This window comes from Streptosporangium sp. CA-135522, assembly GCF_050949235.1.
Lineage (GTDB): Bacteria > Actinomycetota > Actinomycetes > Streptosporangiales > Streptosporangiaceae > Streptosporangium.
The window spans coordinates 6,780,189-6,796,102 of sequence record NZ_CP192026.1 but is presented as its reverse complement, the minus strand read 5'-3'; the positions used below and the strand labels follow the sequence as shown (position 1 = coordinate 6,796,102).

Annotated in this window: 12 protein-coding genes and 1 pseudogene; 9 read left to right on the top strand and 4 right to left on the bottom strand. The window is 69.5% G+C overall.

Annotation, left to right across the window (positions count from 1 at the left end; genetic code table 11):
- The first annotated feature begins 111 nt into the window (after positions 1 to 111).
- Positions 112 to 570: a type I restriction endonuclease gene (locus ACQPYK_RS32410; RefSeq protein ID WP_433239300.1), complete on the top strand. Its 459-nt coding sequence runs from the start codon at positions 112 to 114 to the stop codon at positions 568 to 570.
- On the opposite strand, the gene ACQPYK_RS32405 is transcribed toward ACQPYK_RS32410, so the two are convergent.
- The 3 genes and pseudogenes from ACQPYK_RS32405 to ACQPYK_RS32395 all read right to left on the bottom strand — a co-directional run bounded on the left by ACQPYK_RS32405 (position 504) and on the right by ACQPYK_RS32395 (position 4,239).
- The gene (locus tag ACQPYK_RS32405; protein ID WP_433239297.1) at positions 504 to 1,490 is read right to left on the bottom strand and encodes an Ig-like domain repeat protein; all 987 of its coding nucleotides are present in this window, start codon (positions 1,488 to 1,490) and stop codon (positions 504 to 506) included. The genes ACQPYK_RS32410 and ACQPYK_RS32405 overlap by 67 nt on opposite strands.
- A gap of 122 nt (positions 1,491 to 1,612) precedes the next feature.
- Positions 1,613 to 3,505: pseudogene (locus ACQPYK_RS32400) on the bottom strand (alpha-L-arabinofuranosidase C-terminal domain-containing protein); the annotation flags it as partial.
- A 494-nt stretch (positions 3,506 to 3,999) separates the two neighbouring features.
- Entirely contained in the window at positions 4,000 to 4,239 is a 240-nt protein-coding gene (locus tag ACQPYK_RS32395; RefSeq protein WP_433239294.1) for a hypothetical protein, read from the bottom strand.
- 284 nt (positions 4,240 to 4,523) lie between these two features.
- Between ACQPYK_RS32395 and ACQPYK_RS32390 the strand changes: the two genes are divergently transcribed.
- The 8 genes from ACQPYK_RS32390 to araA all read left to right on the top strand — a co-directional run bounded on the left by ACQPYK_RS32390 (position 4,524) and on the right by araA (position 14,208).
- A complete protein-coding gene (locus ACQPYK_RS32390; protein WP_433258974.1) occupies positions 4,524 to 5,513 on the top strand; it encodes a LacI family DNA-binding transcriptional regulator in 990 nt (329 codons plus the stop codon).
- A 225-nt stretch (positions 5,514 to 5,738) separates the two neighbouring features.
- The gene (locus ACQPYK_RS32385) at positions 5,739 to 6,722 is read left to right on the top strand and encodes an ABC transporter substrate-binding protein (protein ID WP_433239291.1); all 984 of its coding nucleotides are present in this window, start codon (positions 5,739 to 5,741) and stop codon (positions 6,720 to 6,722) included.
- Positions 6,723 to 6,779: 57 nt separating this feature from the next.
- Complete coding sequence (locus ACQPYK_RS32380; RefSeq protein ID WP_433239288.1) at positions 6,780 to 8,291, top strand: sugar ABC transporter ATP-binding protein; 1,512 nt, start codon at positions 6,780 to 6,782, stop codon at positions 8,289 to 8,291.
- A 68-nt stretch (positions 8,292 to 8,359) separates the two neighbouring features.
- Positions 8,360 to 9,406 (top strand): ABC transporter permease, encoded by a 1,047-nt coding sequence (locus ACQPYK_RS32375; RefSeq protein ID WP_433239286.1) that lies wholly within the window; start codon positions 8,360 to 8,362, stop codon positions 9,404 to 9,406.
- A complete protein-coding gene (gene yjfF / locus ACQPYK_RS32370) occupies positions 9,403 to 10,383 on the top strand; it encodes a galactofuranose ABC transporter, permease protein YjfF (protein WP_433239283.1) in 981 nt (326 codons plus the stop codon). The genes ACQPYK_RS32375 and yjfF overlap by 4 nt, the downstream gene beginning before the upstream one ends.
- A gap of 47 nt (positions 10,384 to 10,430) precedes the next feature.
- Complete coding sequence (araB, locus tag ACQPYK_RS32365; protein ID WP_433239280.1) at positions 10,431 to 12,086, top strand: ribulokinase; 1,656 nt, start codon at positions 10,431 to 10,433, stop codon at positions 12,084 to 12,086.
- The gene (locus tag ACQPYK_RS32360) at positions 12,083 to 12,730 is read left to right on the top strand and encodes an L-ribulose-5-phosphate 4-epimerase (RefSeq protein WP_433239277.1); all 648 of its coding nucleotides are present in this window, start codon (positions 12,083 to 12,085) and stop codon (positions 12,728 to 12,730) included. The genes araB and ACQPYK_RS32360 overlap by 4 nt, the downstream gene beginning before the upstream one ends.
- Complete coding sequence (gene araA, locus ACQPYK_RS32355) at positions 12,727 to 14,208, top strand: L-arabinose isomerase (RefSeq protein ID WP_433239274.1); 1,482 nt, start codon at positions 12,727 to 12,729, stop codon at positions 14,206 to 14,208. Before ACQPYK_RS32360 ends, araA begins: the two co-directional genes overlap by 4 nt.
- Positions 14,209 to 14,318: 110 nt before the next feature.
- Here araA and ACQPYK_RS32350 read toward each other — a convergent pair whose 3' ends face one another.
- A complete protein-coding gene (locus tag ACQPYK_RS32350; protein WP_433239271.1) occupies positions 14,319 to 15,887 on the bottom strand; it encodes a hypothetical protein in 1,569 nt (522 codons plus the stop codon).
- Between the last annotated feature and the right edge of the window lie 27 nt (positions 15,888 to 15,914).

Genomic DNA, 15,914 nt, shown 5'->3' with positions numbered 1-15,914 from the left:
GAACCCCATGAGCTGCTGGACTTCGCGCGTGCGACGCAGCCCAAGGGATGGAAGCGGCTGGTCGTCGCGCAGGCCGGGGACGAGGCGGGGCCGCGGCGGCTGGCCGGCCAGGTGGCGAAGGCGATCGACAATGAGGGCGCCCTGGAGGTGCTTCGGCACGGGGTGAAGGACCGGGGGATCACCTTTCGGCTCGCCTACTACCAGCCGGCCCACACCATCGTCGCCGCCGCGCTGAAGCCGTACGGCAAGAACACCCTCAGCGTCGTCCGCCAGTTCCGCTACTCGGCGAAGAAGGCCGAGGCCCTGGATCCGCTGCTGTCCGTCAATGGGGTTCCGGTCGCCACGGCAGAGCTGAAGAACCCGGCTGGAGCGGGGTTGCCAGCCGAACCAGCCGGTCTTCGACAAGGTCATCGTGAAAACCCTGCCGTAAAGCGCGAAGGCTCGTTAGGGTGCCGCCCCGCGGCGGGGCGACACCCTCTCACACGATCATCTGACGCGTTCGATCACGCGGGTTTCACCACGAGGGTGATGGTGCTGCTCGCCGGGGAGAACTTGCCGTCGCCCCTGTAGGAGACCGTCAGCGTGTGGCTGCCGGTCGGCAGGTCGCGGGAGAGATCGACCTTGGTCTCGCCGTCGTCGTTCATGGTGGCCTCGCCGAGGACGGCGGGGCCCTCCGTCACGGTCACCTGGCCCGAGGCGGTGCCGGGACCGCCCTTCACCGCGACGTGGACCTTGACCTTCTTGCCCTGCTTCACCTGCGGCGGCGACGCCTTGGCCTCGATCGAGGCCGTCGCGCGTCCGTCCTTGCCGAGCCGGATGAACGTCACCGAGCCGGCCGGGAAGTCGTAGGTGAACGACGACCCTAGGCCGGTGACGGTCTGCTCGACGGGGGCGACCTTCGTCGGCTCGGCGAGCGAGTTGACGTCGGCCGGCGAGCTCGCGGTCAGCGAGGTCACCAGGGCCTTGTCGGCGATCCTGGCGGCGCCGAGGTCGACTTTGCTGCGTACGGCGGAGTCCTGGGCGTTGACCACCTTGAGCACGACGTCCCCGGAGGCCGCGTCCTTCGAGACCACCTGGTACAGCGGTTGGACGGCGCTGGAGTCGTCGACGAACTCGTTGACCTTCTGCCCGTCGAGCCAGGCCGTGATCTTGCGCCCGGCCACCTGGATCTTGACGTGGTAGTCGCGGCCCGTCTCGATCGTGGTGTTCGACGTCGCGATGGACGACTTGGCGCCGTTGACCGACTTCTCGATCGCCGACTGGGTGTTGTTCCAGCCGCCGAGGTTCCACCAGTAGTAGTTGTGCCGGTGTCCTTGGCGCCGAACATCACCAGGAAGCCCTCGGAGCCGCCGGTCTTGCGCGCGGTGAGTTCGAGCGTGTAGTTCGACCAGTCCGCAGAGCCGGCGGTGGACCGGGCGTCCTCCACGTTCGCGGACTGCGCGTAGGCGCCGTCCTGCGCGCTCCAGGCGCCGGCCGTGCCCGGCGTCCACTTGCCGGTTCCGGCCGAGAAGTCGTCGCTGAACAGCACGGTTCCGTCCGAGCCGGTCACCTTGACGTCGTCGTAGCGGACCTGGGTGTTCCATGAGCCGACGCCGATGTCGCCCTTGACGTCCTCCACCGGCGGCGGACTCGCCTTGTAGGCGCTGGGCAGCACCACGTCGCCGACGTTGCGGGAGAACAGGCGCTGCACGTAGTAGTTGGGCGAGCCGTAGACCTGGTCGTTGTCGTACCAGATCATGTCCGGGCTCCAGTCGACGTAGTCGACGTTGGCCAGCAGCGGTGCGTATGAGGCCAGCTCGACGACGTCGGAGTTGCGCTCGATGCCGGTGAGGTAGGACGCCTCGGCGAGCGCGTTGCGGAAGGCGTTGCCGCGCGAGGCGTACTCGCCCACGAACACCTTGGGCCCGTTGCGGTCGTAGGAGTCGTAGCGGTGGTTGTTGGCCAGGAACCACTCGGGGCTGTTGTAGTAGTGCTCGTCGACCAGGTCGGCCTTCTACTGCCGGGCGAAGTCCCACATCCGGTCGAACCAGGAGCCCTGCGAGGTCTGGCCCGCGTTACTGATGATCTTGATGGAGGGATGCTTCGCCTTGATCGCGTCGGCGAACTTCGGGTAGTTGGCGAAGAACTCGTTGTAGATCTCCTCGTTGCCGAGGCCGATGTACTCCAGCCCGAACGGCTCCGGGTGGCCGAGCGCGGCACGTTTGGCGCCCCAGGTGGTGTCCGTGCCGCCGTTGGCGAACTCGATGAGGTCGAGGGTGTCCTGCACCCAGCGGGCGAGCTTCGCCTGGTCGGTCAGCGGCCGGTTCTCGCCGCAGGCGTTGACGCCGACCGAGAGCACCGGCAGTGCCTCGGCGCCCAGGTCCTCGGCGAACTGGAGGTACTCGTAGTAGCCGATGCCGTAGGACTGGTTGTAGCCCCAGAAGTTGAAGTTGGTCGGCCGTTCCTCGACCGGGCCGATCGTCTCCTTCCACCGGTAGATGCGGCGCCGGTCCTGCTTTTCCGAGTACGGGTCGTAGATGCCGACGTTGGTCACGCAGCCGCCGGGGAAGCGCAGGAAACGCGGCTTGAGGTCGGCGATCATCTCGGCGACGTCCTTGCGCATGCCGTTGGGGCGGCCCTTGAAGGTGTCGCGCGGAAACAGCGAGACCATGTCGAGGTCGATCCTGCCGCCGCCGCCCGCCAGTACCACCAGCCGTCCGGCGTCGGTCGTCTCGCCCGCCTCGACGGTCGCGGTGTACTTCTTCCAGTCGCCCGAGGCCACGTCCGCCGTGGCGGTGCCGTAGACCTTGGAGCCGTCGGCGTTCTCGACCGACACGGTGATCGGGCCGCCGCTGGAGCGCCTGGCCCAGAACGACAGGTCGTATGTCCTGCCCTTCTCCACCGGGACGCCCCGGTTGAAGCCGGCGTTGCGGACCCCGACCCCCGCGCCTTCGGCGGTGACGTCCAGCCGCAGGTAGTTGCGGTTGTCGGCGTTGAGCGGCCGGTCTCCGGCGACCGCGATCGTGCCGGTGGCGCCGCCGCGCTCGACCTTGCTCCACGCGGTCAGGCCGGTGTAGGTCCGCTCGTCGGTCGAGTTGAACTCGAAGGAGCGGTTCTGCACCAGCTCGGCGTAGAGACCGCCGTCGGCGGCATGGTTGATGTCCTCGTAGAGGATGCCGTACAGGTTCTCGCCGACCTTGGTGCCGTCGGCGGCGGTGTCCACCGTCAGGGCGCCGGTGTCCTTGGCGTAGCCCTCGACGCGGAACTTGGCGGCCTGCGCGCCGGTGACCAGCTTGCCGTCGGCGATCGAGACGTTCTCGCCGTCCACGGTCAGGCGGACCTTGCCGCCGCCCGCGTCGCTCAGCCGGAAGAGACCGGTGCCCGTGGTGCCGACGCGCAGCGAGCCGTCGGTGTGGACGTGCAGGTAGCCCGCGCCCGCCAGGTCCTTCAGCGCGATCCGCCCGTCGCCGCGGTCCTCCGGGGTGACGGCGAGGCCGATCGCCGGCGGGGCGGCCGAGGCGCGCACGGTGCCGTCACCGCCGGCCGACAGGTACGGCGAGGCGCCGTCGGCCCGCAGGGTGAAGGGGCCGGCGGGAACGACCGGCTGCCCCGGCGCGGCTTTGACGGCGAAGTAGTCGAAGTCGGCGGTGACCGGGGTGCCGTTCTGTGCCGAGAGCGCGAAGAGGCCGACCTGCTTGACGTCGAGGGCGGCGGTCACCTTCGACGCCTGCACCCGGGCCGAACCGTTCCAGTAGGAGGAGATGAACTCGTCGCCGCTCCTGGCCAGCTTGAGCGTCTCCGCCGAGGGGCCGGCCCTGGCCGCGTAGCTCGCGGAGAAGGCGGCCTTGACCTCCCTGGCGGTCTCGACCACGTTCCCGCCGGAGAAGCCGACGTGTGCGAGGCCCGCGCGCACGTAGTTGTCCCAGTCCTGCCAGGCGAGGATCCCGGCGCTCTGGAAGTCGAGCGCGACGGGGGCACCGAACTTGGCGACGACCTCGAAGTCCCCGGCCGGGATGTCGGTCAGGAAGAGGTTTCTGGCGGTGTTGGAGCCTTGCCAGGTGTCGCCGCTCTGCGAGTGAGCCGCAGGGCGCCGGGTTGTTCGGTGAGTGACCACCGGGTGGGGTCGGGGGCCAGGATCTGCCAGTTCGGGCCGAGCGTGGCCGCGTCGAACCGGTCGACGATCGCGCCCTGGGGATCGGCTCGACGGTGTCGGTCGATGCGGGCCGGCCTGCGAGCAGGCCGACGACCAGCGTTGCGCATAACGCCGGTGGCCAGGTTCTTCTTCTCACGTGGGGAGGGCTCCTCAGTATTTGTTAGCGTTAACAAATCGGCTTGATGGCGGAGTGAGCGTTAACAAGGGGAGACCGCCAACAGTTAAGGACCTCGTGCGCCGCTGCGTCAATAGGACGTTGACGGGAGGTTTCCTGTGACCGGACCGTGACCGGGAGAGTGCTTGACGAAGGGTGTTGTTAACGTTCACAGTCTTGCCCAAGCCAAGAAAGGAGCAGCTCGTGGGATCGATCTCGGAGCGGCGCCCTCCCGTGATGGCCGACGTCGCCAGAGTGGCGGGTGTGTCGCACCAGACGGTCTCCCGGGTGCTCAACGACCATCCGAACGTCCGCGCCGAGACCCGCACCCGGGTCCTGGAGGCGATCGACCAGCTGGGCTACCGCCGCAACTTCGTCGCTCGCGCGCTGGTCACCAGGCACTCGCGAAGATTGGGCGTGGTCAGCTTCGACACCACGCTCTACGGCCCGGCCAGCACGGTCTACAGCATCGAGCAGGCGGCCAGGGCGGCGGGCTACTTCGTGAGCATCGTCAGCCTGCGGACCATCGACAGGGCGGGTGTGCGCGACGCGCTCGACTACCTCGCCGACCAGGGCGTGGACGGCATCGTCGTGGTCGCGCCACAGCGTTCGGCGGCCCGCGCCCTCGACGACCTGCCCGCCGGCATGCCCGTCGTGGCCGTCGAGGGCGGCCACGCCGAGGACGTCTCGGTGGTCAGCGTCGATCAGGTGGCGGGCGCCAGGCTCGCCACCGAGCATCTCCTGGGGTTGGGCCACGACACGGTCTGGCACGTCAGCGGGCCTGTGGACTGGCTGGAGGCCGAGGGGCGGGTCGCCGGCTGGCGTGATGTCCTGACCGCCGCCGGGCGTCCGGTCCCCGAGCCGCTGGACGGAGACTGGAGCCCGCGCTCCGGCTACGCGGCGGGCCGGCGCCTGGCGGCGATGGCGGGTGAGGTCACCGCGGTCTTCGTGGCCAACGACCAGATGGCGCTCGGGGTCCTGCGGGCGCTGGCCGAGAAGGGGGTGAGGGTCCCCGAGCAGATCAGCGTCGTGGGCTTCGACGACATCCCCGAGTCGGAGTTCTTCTCCCCGCCGCTGACCACCGTCAGTCAGGACTTCGGGGCCGTGGGCAGGCACAGCATCGAGGTGCTGCTGCGGCAGGTCGAGGCGGACGAGCCGCTGGCGCGCGAATGCCTCGTCGTGCCACCGGAGTTCGTGGCCAGGGACAGCACCTCACCCCCGCGCTAGCCGTACGGGCCCGGCACCCCGCGCCGACCGTATGGGCCCGGCACCCCGCGGGGGCCGCGCAGGCCGGACACCCCGCGCGGGCCCGGCGAGGCCCCGGTCGCAGGCCATACGGGCCGGCCGTACAGATCCAGCGATACCGACAGACAAGCGATACCGGCAGACAACGGAGGACGCCGGCGTCGCCGCGGCGATGTTAGCGTTCACAGCAAGAAAGGACCCCCCACGATGTTCAAGAGGATCTCGGCGTTGCTGCTCGCCGGCGCCGTCACGATGACGATGGCGGGATGCGGCGGGGGCGGCAGCGGCGGCTCGGGCGGATCCGCCGACGACGGCAAGCTCACGATGGGGTTCTCCCAGGTGGGCGCCGAGAGCGGCTGGCGCACCGCCAACAGCAAGTCCGTCCAGGGGGCGGCGCAGGCGGCGGGGGTCACGCTGAAGTTCTCCGACGCCCAGCAGAAGCAGGAGAACCAGATCAAGGCCATCCGCTCCTACATCCAGCAGAAGGTGGACGTCATCGCCTTCTCGCCGGTCGTCGAGTCCGGCTGGGACACCGTGCTCAAGGAGGCCAGGAACGCCAACATCCCGGTCATCCTCACCGACCGGGCGGTGGACTCCAAGGACACCGGTCTCTACAAGACCTTCCTCGGCTCGGACTTCGTCGAGGAGGGCCGCAAGGCCGGCAAGTGGCTGACCGAGGAGTTCAAGGACGCCAAGGACCCGGTGAACATCGTCGAACTGCAGGGCACCACCGGCTCGGCGCCGGCCAACGACCGCAAGGCGGGCTTCGCCGAGATCATCGGGGCCGACCCCAAGTTCAAGGTGATCGCCTCGCAGACCGGCGACTTCACCCGCGCCAAGGGCAAGGAGGTCATGGAGGCCTTCCTGAAGTCCAACCCCGACATCGACGTGCTCTACGCGCACAACGACGACATGGGCCTCGGCGCCATCGAGGCGATCGAGGGCGCGGGCAAGGTGCCCGGCAAGGACATCAAGATCATCACGATCGACGCGGTCAAGGACGGCATGCAGGCCCTCTCCGAAGGAAAGATCAACTACATCGTCGAGTGCAGCCCCCTGCTCGGCCCGCAACTCATGGACCTGGCCGCCAAGGCCGTCAAGGGTGAGAGCATCCCGGCCCGGGTCGTGACGGAGGAGACCACCTTCACACAGGACCAGGCCAAGGAAGTCCTGTCGAGCCGCAAGTACTGATCGACGGCGGGCCGCTTCCCGGAGCGGCCCGCTCCCATCGAGGAAGGTGGACGCCGCATGGCCGCACCCGCCCCGATCCTGCGGATGAGCGGGATCAGCAAGGAGTTCCCCGGAGTGAAGGCGCTCTCCGACGTCGACTTCCGGCTGCTGCCGGGAGAAGTGCACGCGCTCATGGGGGAGAACGGCGCCGGGAAGTCGACCCTCATCAAGGTCCTCACCGGGGTCTATGACATCGACGCGGGCGAGATCGAGCTGGACGGCCGGAAGGTCGCCTTCGCCGGCCCGCCGGCCGCCCAGCAGGCCGGGATCAGCACGGTGTACCAGGAGGTCAACCTCTGCGCGAACCTCTCGGTGGCGGAGAACATCTTCGCCGGCCGCGAGCCGCGCCGGCTGGGCCGTATCCAGTGGGGCCGGATGCGCCGACGCGCCGCCGAGCTGCTCGCCCGGCTGGAGCTCGACATCGACGTGTCCGCGCCGCTGTCGTCCTACTCGCTGGCCGTGCAGCAGATGGTCGCGATCGCCCGGGCCGTGGACATCTCGGCCCGGGTGCTCATCCTGGACGAGCCCACCTCCAGCCTGGACAGCGGTGAGGTCGCCCAGCTGTTCCGGGTGATGCGCAGGCTCAAGGAGGAGGGCATCGCGATCCTGTTCGTCTCGCACTTCCTCGACCAGATCTACGAGATCTCCGATCGCATGACGATCCTTCGCAACGGACGGCTCGTGGGCGAGCACCTCACCGGTGAGCTCGGCCAGGTCGAGCTGGTCGGCAAGATGATCGGCCGCGAGCTCGCCGACCTGGAGAAGTTGGAGGGCAAGCCCTTGGCCAGGGAGACGAAGAGCCTGGTGGAGGCCGAGGAGCTGGGCAGGGCCGGAGCCGTCGAGCCGTTCACCCTCACCATTCACGAGGGCGAGGTCGTCGGCCTGGCCGGGTTGCTCGGCTCCGGACGGACCGAGCTCGCCCGCCTGCTGTTCGGCGCCGACCACGCGGGCACCGGTTCCGTCAAGATCGATGGCAAGCCGGTGAGCCTCCGCACCCCGCGCGCGGCGATGAACCACAAGATCGCATTCTGCTCGGAGAACCGCCGCACCGAGGGGCTCGTTCCCGAGCTCACCGTCCGGGAGAACCTCGTCCTCGCCCTGCAGGCGGCCCGCGGCTGGACCCGGCCGATCCCGCGCCGCAAGCAGGATGAGCTGGTCGAGAAGTACGTCTCCGCGCTGAAGATCAACCCGGCCGATCCCGAGCAGTTGATCAAAAACCTCAGCGGCGGCAACCAGCAGAAGGTGCTGCTGGCCCGCTGGCTCATCCTCGAGCCCCGCCTGCTCATCCTCGACGAGCCCACCCGGGGCATCGACGTCGGCGCCAAGGCCGAGATCCAGCGCCTGGTCGCCTCCCTGTCCGACGGCGGCATGGCCGTACTGTTCATCTCCGCCGAACTGGAGGAGGTGCTGCGGCTCAGCCACAAGATAGGCGTGCTGCGCGACCGCAGGCTGGTCGCCGAGCTGGACAACGACGACGACCTCACGACCGACGTCCTCATGGAGACGATTGCGAGTGGAGTCCGCGTATGAACCGCCGGTGGAGCCCGCGTATGAACCGCGAGTGGAGCCCGCGCATGAACCGCCGGTGGAGCCCGCGCATGAACACCGTCATCAGGCACCGGCTCTTCTGGCCCGCCGTCATCCTGGTCGCGCTGCTGCTGACCAACCTGCTGTTCACTGACGACTTCTTCGCCGTGCAGATGCGCGACGGCCACCTCTACGGCAGCCTGATCGACATCGTCAGGTTCGGCGCGCCGCTGATTCTCGTCGCGCTCGGCATGACCCTGGTCATCGCCACCGGCGGCATCGACCTGTCGGTCGGTTCGGTCGTGGCGATCTCCGGGGCCCTGGCCTGCCTGCGGATCAGCGGCATGGACGACCAGAGCTCCGTCCCGGGCGTGATCGCGGCCGCCGGTCTCGCCCTCCTGCTCTCCCTGGGCCTCGGCCTGTGGAACGGTTTCCTCGTCGCGGGCATCGGCATCCAGCCGATCATCGCGACGTTGATCCTCATGGTCGCGGGACGTGGCCTGGCCCAGCTCATCGCCGACGGCCAGATCGTCACCGTCAACAGCGGGCCGTACAAGCTCATCGGCGGTGGCTACTGGCTCACGCTGCCGTTCGGCATCATCATCGTGGTGGCGGTCCTGGCGCTGACCGCGCTGCTCACCCGGCGTCTGGCCCTCGGCCTGCTGATCGAGTCGGTCGGCGGCAACGCCGAGGCGAGCCGGCTGGCGGGCATCCGTTCCCGTGGTGTGATCATCATGGTCTACACCTTCGCCGCCCTGTGCGCCGGCGTCGCCGGCCTCATGATCAGCTCCAACGTCTCCAGTGCCGACGGCAACAACGCCGGACTCTGGATCGAGCTGGACGCCATCCTCGCCGTCGTCATCGGCGGCACCTCGCTGGCCGGAGGCCGCTTCTCCCTCGGCGGCACCGTGCTGGGCGCGCTCATCATCCAGACGCTGACCACCACGATCTACTCCATCGGGGTGCCTCCGGAGACGACGCTGCTGTTCAAGGCGCTCGTGGTCACCGTGGTGTGCCTGCTGCAGTCCCCGGCCTTCCGAGAGAAGGTCTTCCACCGCCGCAGGCGCCCGCGGACGGCGCCCTCGACGGCCGACAAGAAGGTGAAGGTCCCGGCATGAGCACCGTCCTCGCCGGCCGCCGCGCGATCCCGCAGAAATACCTCCCGGTCCTGGTGACCGCCTGCCTGTTCGTGGCGATGTTCGTCGCCGGCGGTGTCCGCTACGACAGCTTCGCCACCGGACAGGTCGTCCTCAACGTCTTCATCGACAACGCCTTCCTGCTCGTCGTCGCCGTCGGCATGACGTTCGTGATCCTCGCCGGCGGCATCGACCTGTCGGTCGGCGCGGTCGTCGCGCTGTCGACGATGATCTCGGCGAGCCTCGTCACCGACCACGGTTGGCCGCCACCGGCGGTGATCCCGCTGGTGCTGGCCATCGGCGCGGCGCTCGGTTTCGCGATGGGCTGCATCATCCACCACTTCGAGATCCAGCCGTTCATCGTGACGCTGGCCGGGATGTTCCTGGCCCGCGGGCTCTGCTACACGATCGGCACCGACTCGATCTCCATCACCGACGAGACCTACACCGCCCTCGCGCAGGCCCGCGTCGATCTGCCGGGAGGCATGTTCGTCTCGCCGAGCGTGGTCATCGCGCTGGTGGTCGTCCTCGTCGCGGCCTACGTGCTGCATTACACCCGCCTGGGGCGCGGCGTGTACGCGACCGGCGGCAGCGAGCAGTCGGCGCTGCTCATGGGCCTGCCGGTGGCCAGGACCAAGATCGTGGTCTACACGATCAGCGGTTTCTGCTCGGCGCTCGGCGGTGTGCTGCTCTCCCTCTACATGCTGTCGGGGTACGGTCTGCACGCGGTCGGCATGGAGCTGGACGCGATCGCCGCGGTCGTCATCGGCGGCACGCTCCTGACCGGAGGCTCGGGCTACCTGTTCGGCACCGTGCTGGGCGTGCTCGTCCTGGGCCTGATCCAGACGATCATCAGCTTCGAGGGCACGCTCAGCTCCTGGTGGACCAAGATCTTCATTGGCCTGCTCCTGCTGGTCTTCATCCTGTTGCAGCGCCTCATCTCGGTGCGCCGTACCTAGATCGCTCTGTGGTGCGGCGGCTCCGCACTTTGATCACTGGAGTTTTTGTGAACGCTAACAAGGATCGCTACGTGGTCGGTGTCGACTTCGGCACGCTGTCGGGCCGCGCCGTCGTGGTACGGATCGGCGACGGCGCCGAGGTCGGCAGCGCCGTCCACGAGTACGCGCACCGCGTGATCGAGGATCGGCTGCCCGGCACCGACGTACGCCTCGGCGCGGACTGGGCGCTGCAGTCACCGCAGGACTGGCGCGACGTGCTGCGCAAGGCGGTGCCGCGGGCGCTGGCCGCCTCGGGGGTCCCCGCGTCACAGATCGTCGGCATCGGCACCGACTTCACCGCCTGCACCGTGCTGCCCGCCACCGCCGAGGGCCTGCCCCTGTGCGAACTTCCGGAGCTCGCGGACCGCCCGCACGCCTGGCCGAAACTGTGGAAGCACCACGCGGCACAATCGCACGCCGACCGGATCAACGCCGTCGCCGGGCGGCGGGGCGAGAGTTGGCTTCCCCGTTACGGCGGCAGGATCTCCTCCGAGTGGGAGTTCGCCAAGGGCCTGCAGGTCCTCGAGGAGGACCCGGAGGTGTACGGCAGGGCCGACCGCTGGATCGAGGCAGCCGACTGGATCGTCTGGGAGCTGACCGGCGCGGAGACCCGCAACGTCTGCACCGCCGGTTACAAGGGCATCCACCAGGACGGCGCCTATCCCACCGAAGACTTCCTGGCCGAGCTCAATCCCGCCTTCGCCGGTTTCGCCGGCAAGCTCGGCCGGGAACCGGTTCCACTCGGCGGCCTCGCCGGTCGGCTGACCGCGCGGGCCGCCGGGTGGACCGGACTGCCCGAGGGCATCGCGGTCGCGGTCGGCAACGTCGACGCGCACGTCACGGCCGTCGCCGCGGACGCGGTGCGGCCCGGGCAGATGGTCGCCATCATGGGTACCTCGACCTGCCACGTGATGCCCTCCGACCGGCTCGCCGAGGTGCCGGGAATGTGTGGTGTGGTCCGCGACGGCATCGTGCCGGGGCTGTGGGGCTACGAGGCGGGCCAGTCCGGCGTCGGCGACATCTTCGCGTGGTTCGTCGAGACCTCCGTACCCGCCTCCTACGTGCGGGAGGCCGACAGGCGCGGTCTCACCGTGCACGAACACCTCACCGAGCTGGCCGCCGGGCAGGAGGTCGGCGGGCACGGGCTGGTCGCCCTCGACTGGCACAACGGCAACCGCTCGGTGCTGGTCGACCATGACCTCTCCGGCGTGATCGTCGGCCAGACGCTCGCGACCAGGCCCGAGGAGACCTACCGGGCGCTCATCGAGGCCACCGCGTTCGGCGCCCGAGTGATCGTGGAGGCGTTCGAGGCCGCCGGGGTGGCCGTGGAGGAGTTCGTCGTCGCCGGTGGGCTGCTGAAGAACCGGTTCCTCATGCAGGTCTACGCCGACGTGCTGCGCCGCCCGCTGTCGGTGATCGGCTCCGACCAGGGCCCGGCGCTCGGCTCGGCGATCCACGCGGCGGTCGCCGCCGGCGCCCACGAAGACGTCACCGCGGCCGCCGCGGCGATGGGCAAGCGCACCGAGGCCGCCTATGTGCCCGACAGCGGGCGGGCCGACGCCTACGACCGGCTGTACGCCGAATACCGCATCCTGCACGACCACTTCGCGGACGGTGCGATGCTGCACCGGCTCCGCGCCATTCGTAACGAGGTGACCGGATGAGAGAGATCGTCTGCGCACTGCACCGGGAGCTGGTGCGCAACAACCTGATCGCCTGGACCGCGGGGAACGTCTCGGGAAGGGTGCCCGGCGAGGAACTGTTCGTCATCAAGCCGAGCGGCGTCTCCTACGACGACCTGACCCCCGAGTCGATGGTCGTCTGCGACCTGGAGGGCGACCTCGTCGAAGGCGAGCTGTCGCCGTCCAGCGACACGGCCGCGCACGCCTACATCTACCGGCACATGCCCGAGGTGAACGGGGTGGTGCACACCCACTCGACCTACGCCTCCGCCTGGGCGGCACGCGGTGAGCCGATCCCGTGCGTGCTGACCGCGATGGCCGACGAGTTCGGTGGCGAGATCCCGGTGGGCCCCTTCGCGCTGATCGGCGACGACGACATCGGCAAGGGGGTCGTCGCGACCTTGGACGGCCACCGTTCCCCGGCGGTCCTCATGCGCAACCACGGGGTCTTCACCGTCGGCGACTCCCCGAAGGCGGCGGTGAAGGCCGCCGTCATGTGCGAGGACGTCGCCCGCACCGTGCACGTCTCCCGTCAGCTCGGCGAGCCGCTGCCGATCCCCCAGGGCGACATCGACCGCTTGTACCACCGTTACCAGCATGTTTACGGGCAAAGGAGTCAGCGTTGAAAGTCTGGTTCATCACCGGAAGTCAGGGACTCTACGGCGAGGACACCCTGCGCCAGGTGGCCGAGCAGTCCCGGCGGATCGCCACAGCCCTCGACGAGGCACTCGCCTTCGAGGTGGAGTGGAAGCCGGTGCTCACCGACGCCGCGGCGATCCGCCGGATCTGCCTGGAGGCGAACTCCTCCGACGAGTGCATCGGGCTGATCGCGTGGATGCACACCTTCTCCCCGGCCAAGATGTGGATCGCCGGCCTGGACGCCCTACGCAAGCCGCTGCTGCACCTGCACACCCAGGCCGACCTGGAACTGCCGTGGGGCTCCATCGACATGGACTTCATGAACCTGAACCAGGCGGCGCACGGTGACCGCGAGTTCGGCTACATCCAGTCCAGACTCGGTGTGCCCCGCAAGACCGTGGCCGGGCACGTGAGCGATCCGTCCGTGACGGCGCGCGTCGGCGCCTGGACGCGGGCCGCGGCGGGAAGGGCCGAGGTGGGCTCCCTGCGGCTGGCCAGGTTCGGCGACAACATGCGCGACGTGGCCGTCACCGAGGGCGACAAGGTCGAGGCGCAGCTGCGCTTCGGCGTGTCGGTCAACACCTACGGCGTCAACGACCTGGTGGACGCGGTCGGCGACGCCTCCGACGCCGAGGTCACCGCGCTGGTCAAGGAGTACGAGGACCTGTTCGAGGTCGCGCCCCGGTTGCGCGCCGGCGGCGAGCGGCACGACTCGCTCCGCTACGCCGGACGGATCGAGCTCGGCCTGCGCCACTTCCTGGAGGACGGTGGTTTCAAGGCGTTCACCACCAACTTCGAAGACCTCGGCGGGCTGCGGCAGCTGCCCGGCCTGGCCGTACAGCGGCTGATGGCCGACGGCTACGGCTTCGGCGGCGAGGGCGACTGGAAGACCTCGGTACTGCTGCGCACGCTGAAGGTGATGTCGGCCGGACTGCCGGGCGGCACCTCGTTCATGGAGGACTACACCTACCACCTGACGCCGGGACAGGAGGTCATCCTCGGCGCGCACATGCTGGAGGTCTGCCCGACGATCGCCGCGGGCACCCCGTCGTGCGAGATCCACCCGCTCGGCATCGGCGGCCGTGAGGACCCGGTCCGGCTGGTGTTCGACGCCGAGCCCGGCCCCGCCGTCGTCGTCGGCCTGGCCGACATGGGCGAGCGGTTCCGGTTGGTCGCCAACGAGATCGACGTGGTGACCCCGGCCGAGCCGCTGCCGAACCTGCCCGTGGCCAGGGCGGTCTGGAAGCCGCGGCCCGACCTGCGCACCTCCACCGAATCCTGGCTCATCGCCGGCGCCCCGCACCACACCGTTCTGTCGGCCGCGATCGGCGCCGAGGAGCTCACCGACTTCGCCGACATGCTCGGTGTCGAGCTGCTCGTCATCGACGCCGACACCACCTCACGGCAGTTCGCCAAGGAACTGCGCTGGAACCAGGCCTACCACCGCCTCGCTCGGGGATTCTGACGGCGCACCCGGTGCGTGACGGGGGCGAGCCCCCGTCCGCGTCCGGCGGTATGACCGGCCCTGTCGGGTTCACCGTGTGAACCGGCGCAGCAGGCGGGCGTCGGCCACGATCATCGATCTTCGAGAAAAGCGGTCATCTCGGTCTGGGTCTCCTCATCCGGCTCGGCGGCGGCCGCCTGCCGTACCCAGCTCATCGCCTCGTCCGGTACGGCCGACGCCGGCCAGGTGGTCAGCACGGTCAGGGCCGCGCGCCGGATCCGGGTGACCCGATTGCGCAACGCCACGTCGATCAGCGGCAACCCGACGCCGGGGAAGGCGCTCAACCCGCTCACGACGGACTCCAGGGCTCGGTCGGGAGCGCACTCCTCGCCCAGGCCGTAGTGATCGCCTGGACCGTTGGCCAGGTCGGGCAGGGAGAGGAGCCGTTCGGCCAGGTGGCTGAGCCGCCCGGCTTCCTGCGTGGTGGCGAGACGAATGGCGTGGTACCAGGTGAACTCGTCCAGCGGGTCGATCTCCAGGCGGGCGATGGCCTGCGGGACGACCGGCAGCCGCAGCCGTTCGGCCGCCCACAGCGCGTGGCCGAAATCGACATGGCGCGGATCGGTCAGGTGCGTCAGCACGAGGTCGCTCCACCGAGATTCGGCGGCGAGCGCCTCGTACCGATCACGGAGCCGCGCGATGTCGCCGGCCGGCCAGGGTACGTGGTCGCCGGGTTCGCGAAGGAAGGCCCGGATCGCCAGCAGGCTGTCCAGCCTTCCGAGCGTGGTCCGCCGGCCGGACAGGAGTTCGGCGAAGCGATGCATGGCCGGTACGGCGTCGGCGTAGTCGCTCATGTCCTCGGCCGGGCCGCCCATCGCCATGGCGGCCAGGATGTCCCCGCCACCGTCGAGCAGGGCGTCGTCGACGCCGGGTCCGAGAAGGGCGGAGTACAGGTCGCCGGTCGTGGCCGCGAGGTGGGCCAGATACCCGTTCATGATCCCGTTGCGGAAGCCGTCCCGCAGCAGCCAGGCCTTGATCTCCGGATCGTCGCAGTCCTTGAGCCGTTCCACCGCGTGGACGCGGCCCCAGTCCCGCACCCGGCGGGCCAGTTCGTACACGGCCCGCACCCGGTCGGGCTGGGTGCGCATGAGGGCGACCACCGCGTACAGCGTGAACTCCTCCAATGTGCCGAGCAGAAGCAGCAGGTCCCGGTCCCGCTCGTCCCCGCAGGCGCCGAGCAGCACAATGCCGATCTTGACGGTGTTGCGGCGGGTGCCGTACTCGGCCAGATGCCGTCCGACCTCGCGGACGCGGTCCTTGGGCAGCTGCCGCAGCCGGATCCGTTCGACGAGGTCGTCGGCGATGCCGAGCGCCGAGACGGTGGCGAGCCGGTCATGGAGCCGTGGGAGATCGTCCCGGGCGGGTTCGCCGGTGACGATCCTGCCGAGCAGGTCGGCGACCTCGGCGACGGCGTCGGCGTCGGGCCGGGTGCCGAAGTGGTGGCTTTCGATGCCGTCCATGACGACGCTGGTGATGATCAGTCCGCCGTCGGTGCGACGGGGTGGGTCATCGGGGAGTTCGTGGGCGTCCTCGGGCCAGGGGCCGGGCCCGTAGCGCAGGGACATCGCGAGCGCGTGCGCGAGAAAGGTGGGGCGATCGTCGACGGGGTCGTCGCCCGGCTTCCACGTGCCGGGGTTCATCGGCTGGGGCGGTGGCCGCCCTTCCCA

Bases quoted from the DNA above. Each gene is read 5' to 3' on its own strand.
- ACQPYK_RS32360 (WP_433239277.1), top strand. From the start codon at position 12,083: ATGAGAGAGATCGTCTGCGCACTGCACCGGGAGCTGGTGCGCAACAAC.
- ACQPYK_RS32380 (WP_433239288.1), top strand. From the start codon at position 6,780: ATGGCCGCACCCGCCCCGATCCTGCGGATGAGCGGGATCAGCAAGGAG.
- ACQPYK_RS32375 (WP_433239286.1), top strand. From the start codon at position 8,360: ATGAACACCGTCATCAGGCACCGGCTCTTCTGGCCCGCCGTCATCCTG.
- ACQPYK_RS32395 (WP_433239294.1), bottom strand. From the start codon at position 4,239: ATGCGCAACGCTGGTCGTCGGCCTGCTCGCAGGCCGGCCCGCATCGAC.
- yjfF (WP_433239283.1), top strand. From the start codon at position 9,403: ATGAGCACCGTCCTCGCCGGCCGCCGCGCGATCCCGCAGAAATACCTC.
- ACQPYK_RS32350 (WP_433239271.1), bottom strand. From the start codon at position 15,887: ATGAACCCCGGCACGTGGAAGCCGGGCGACGACCCCGTCGACGATCGC.
- ACQPYK_RS32385 (WP_433239291.1), top strand. From the start codon at position 5,739: ATGTTCAAGAGGATCTCGGCGTTGCTGCTCGCCGGCGCCGTCACGATG.
- ACQPYK_RS32390 (WP_433258974.1), top strand. From the start codon at position 4,524: ATGGCCGACGTCGCCAGAGTGGCGGGTGTGTCGCACCAGACGGTCTCC.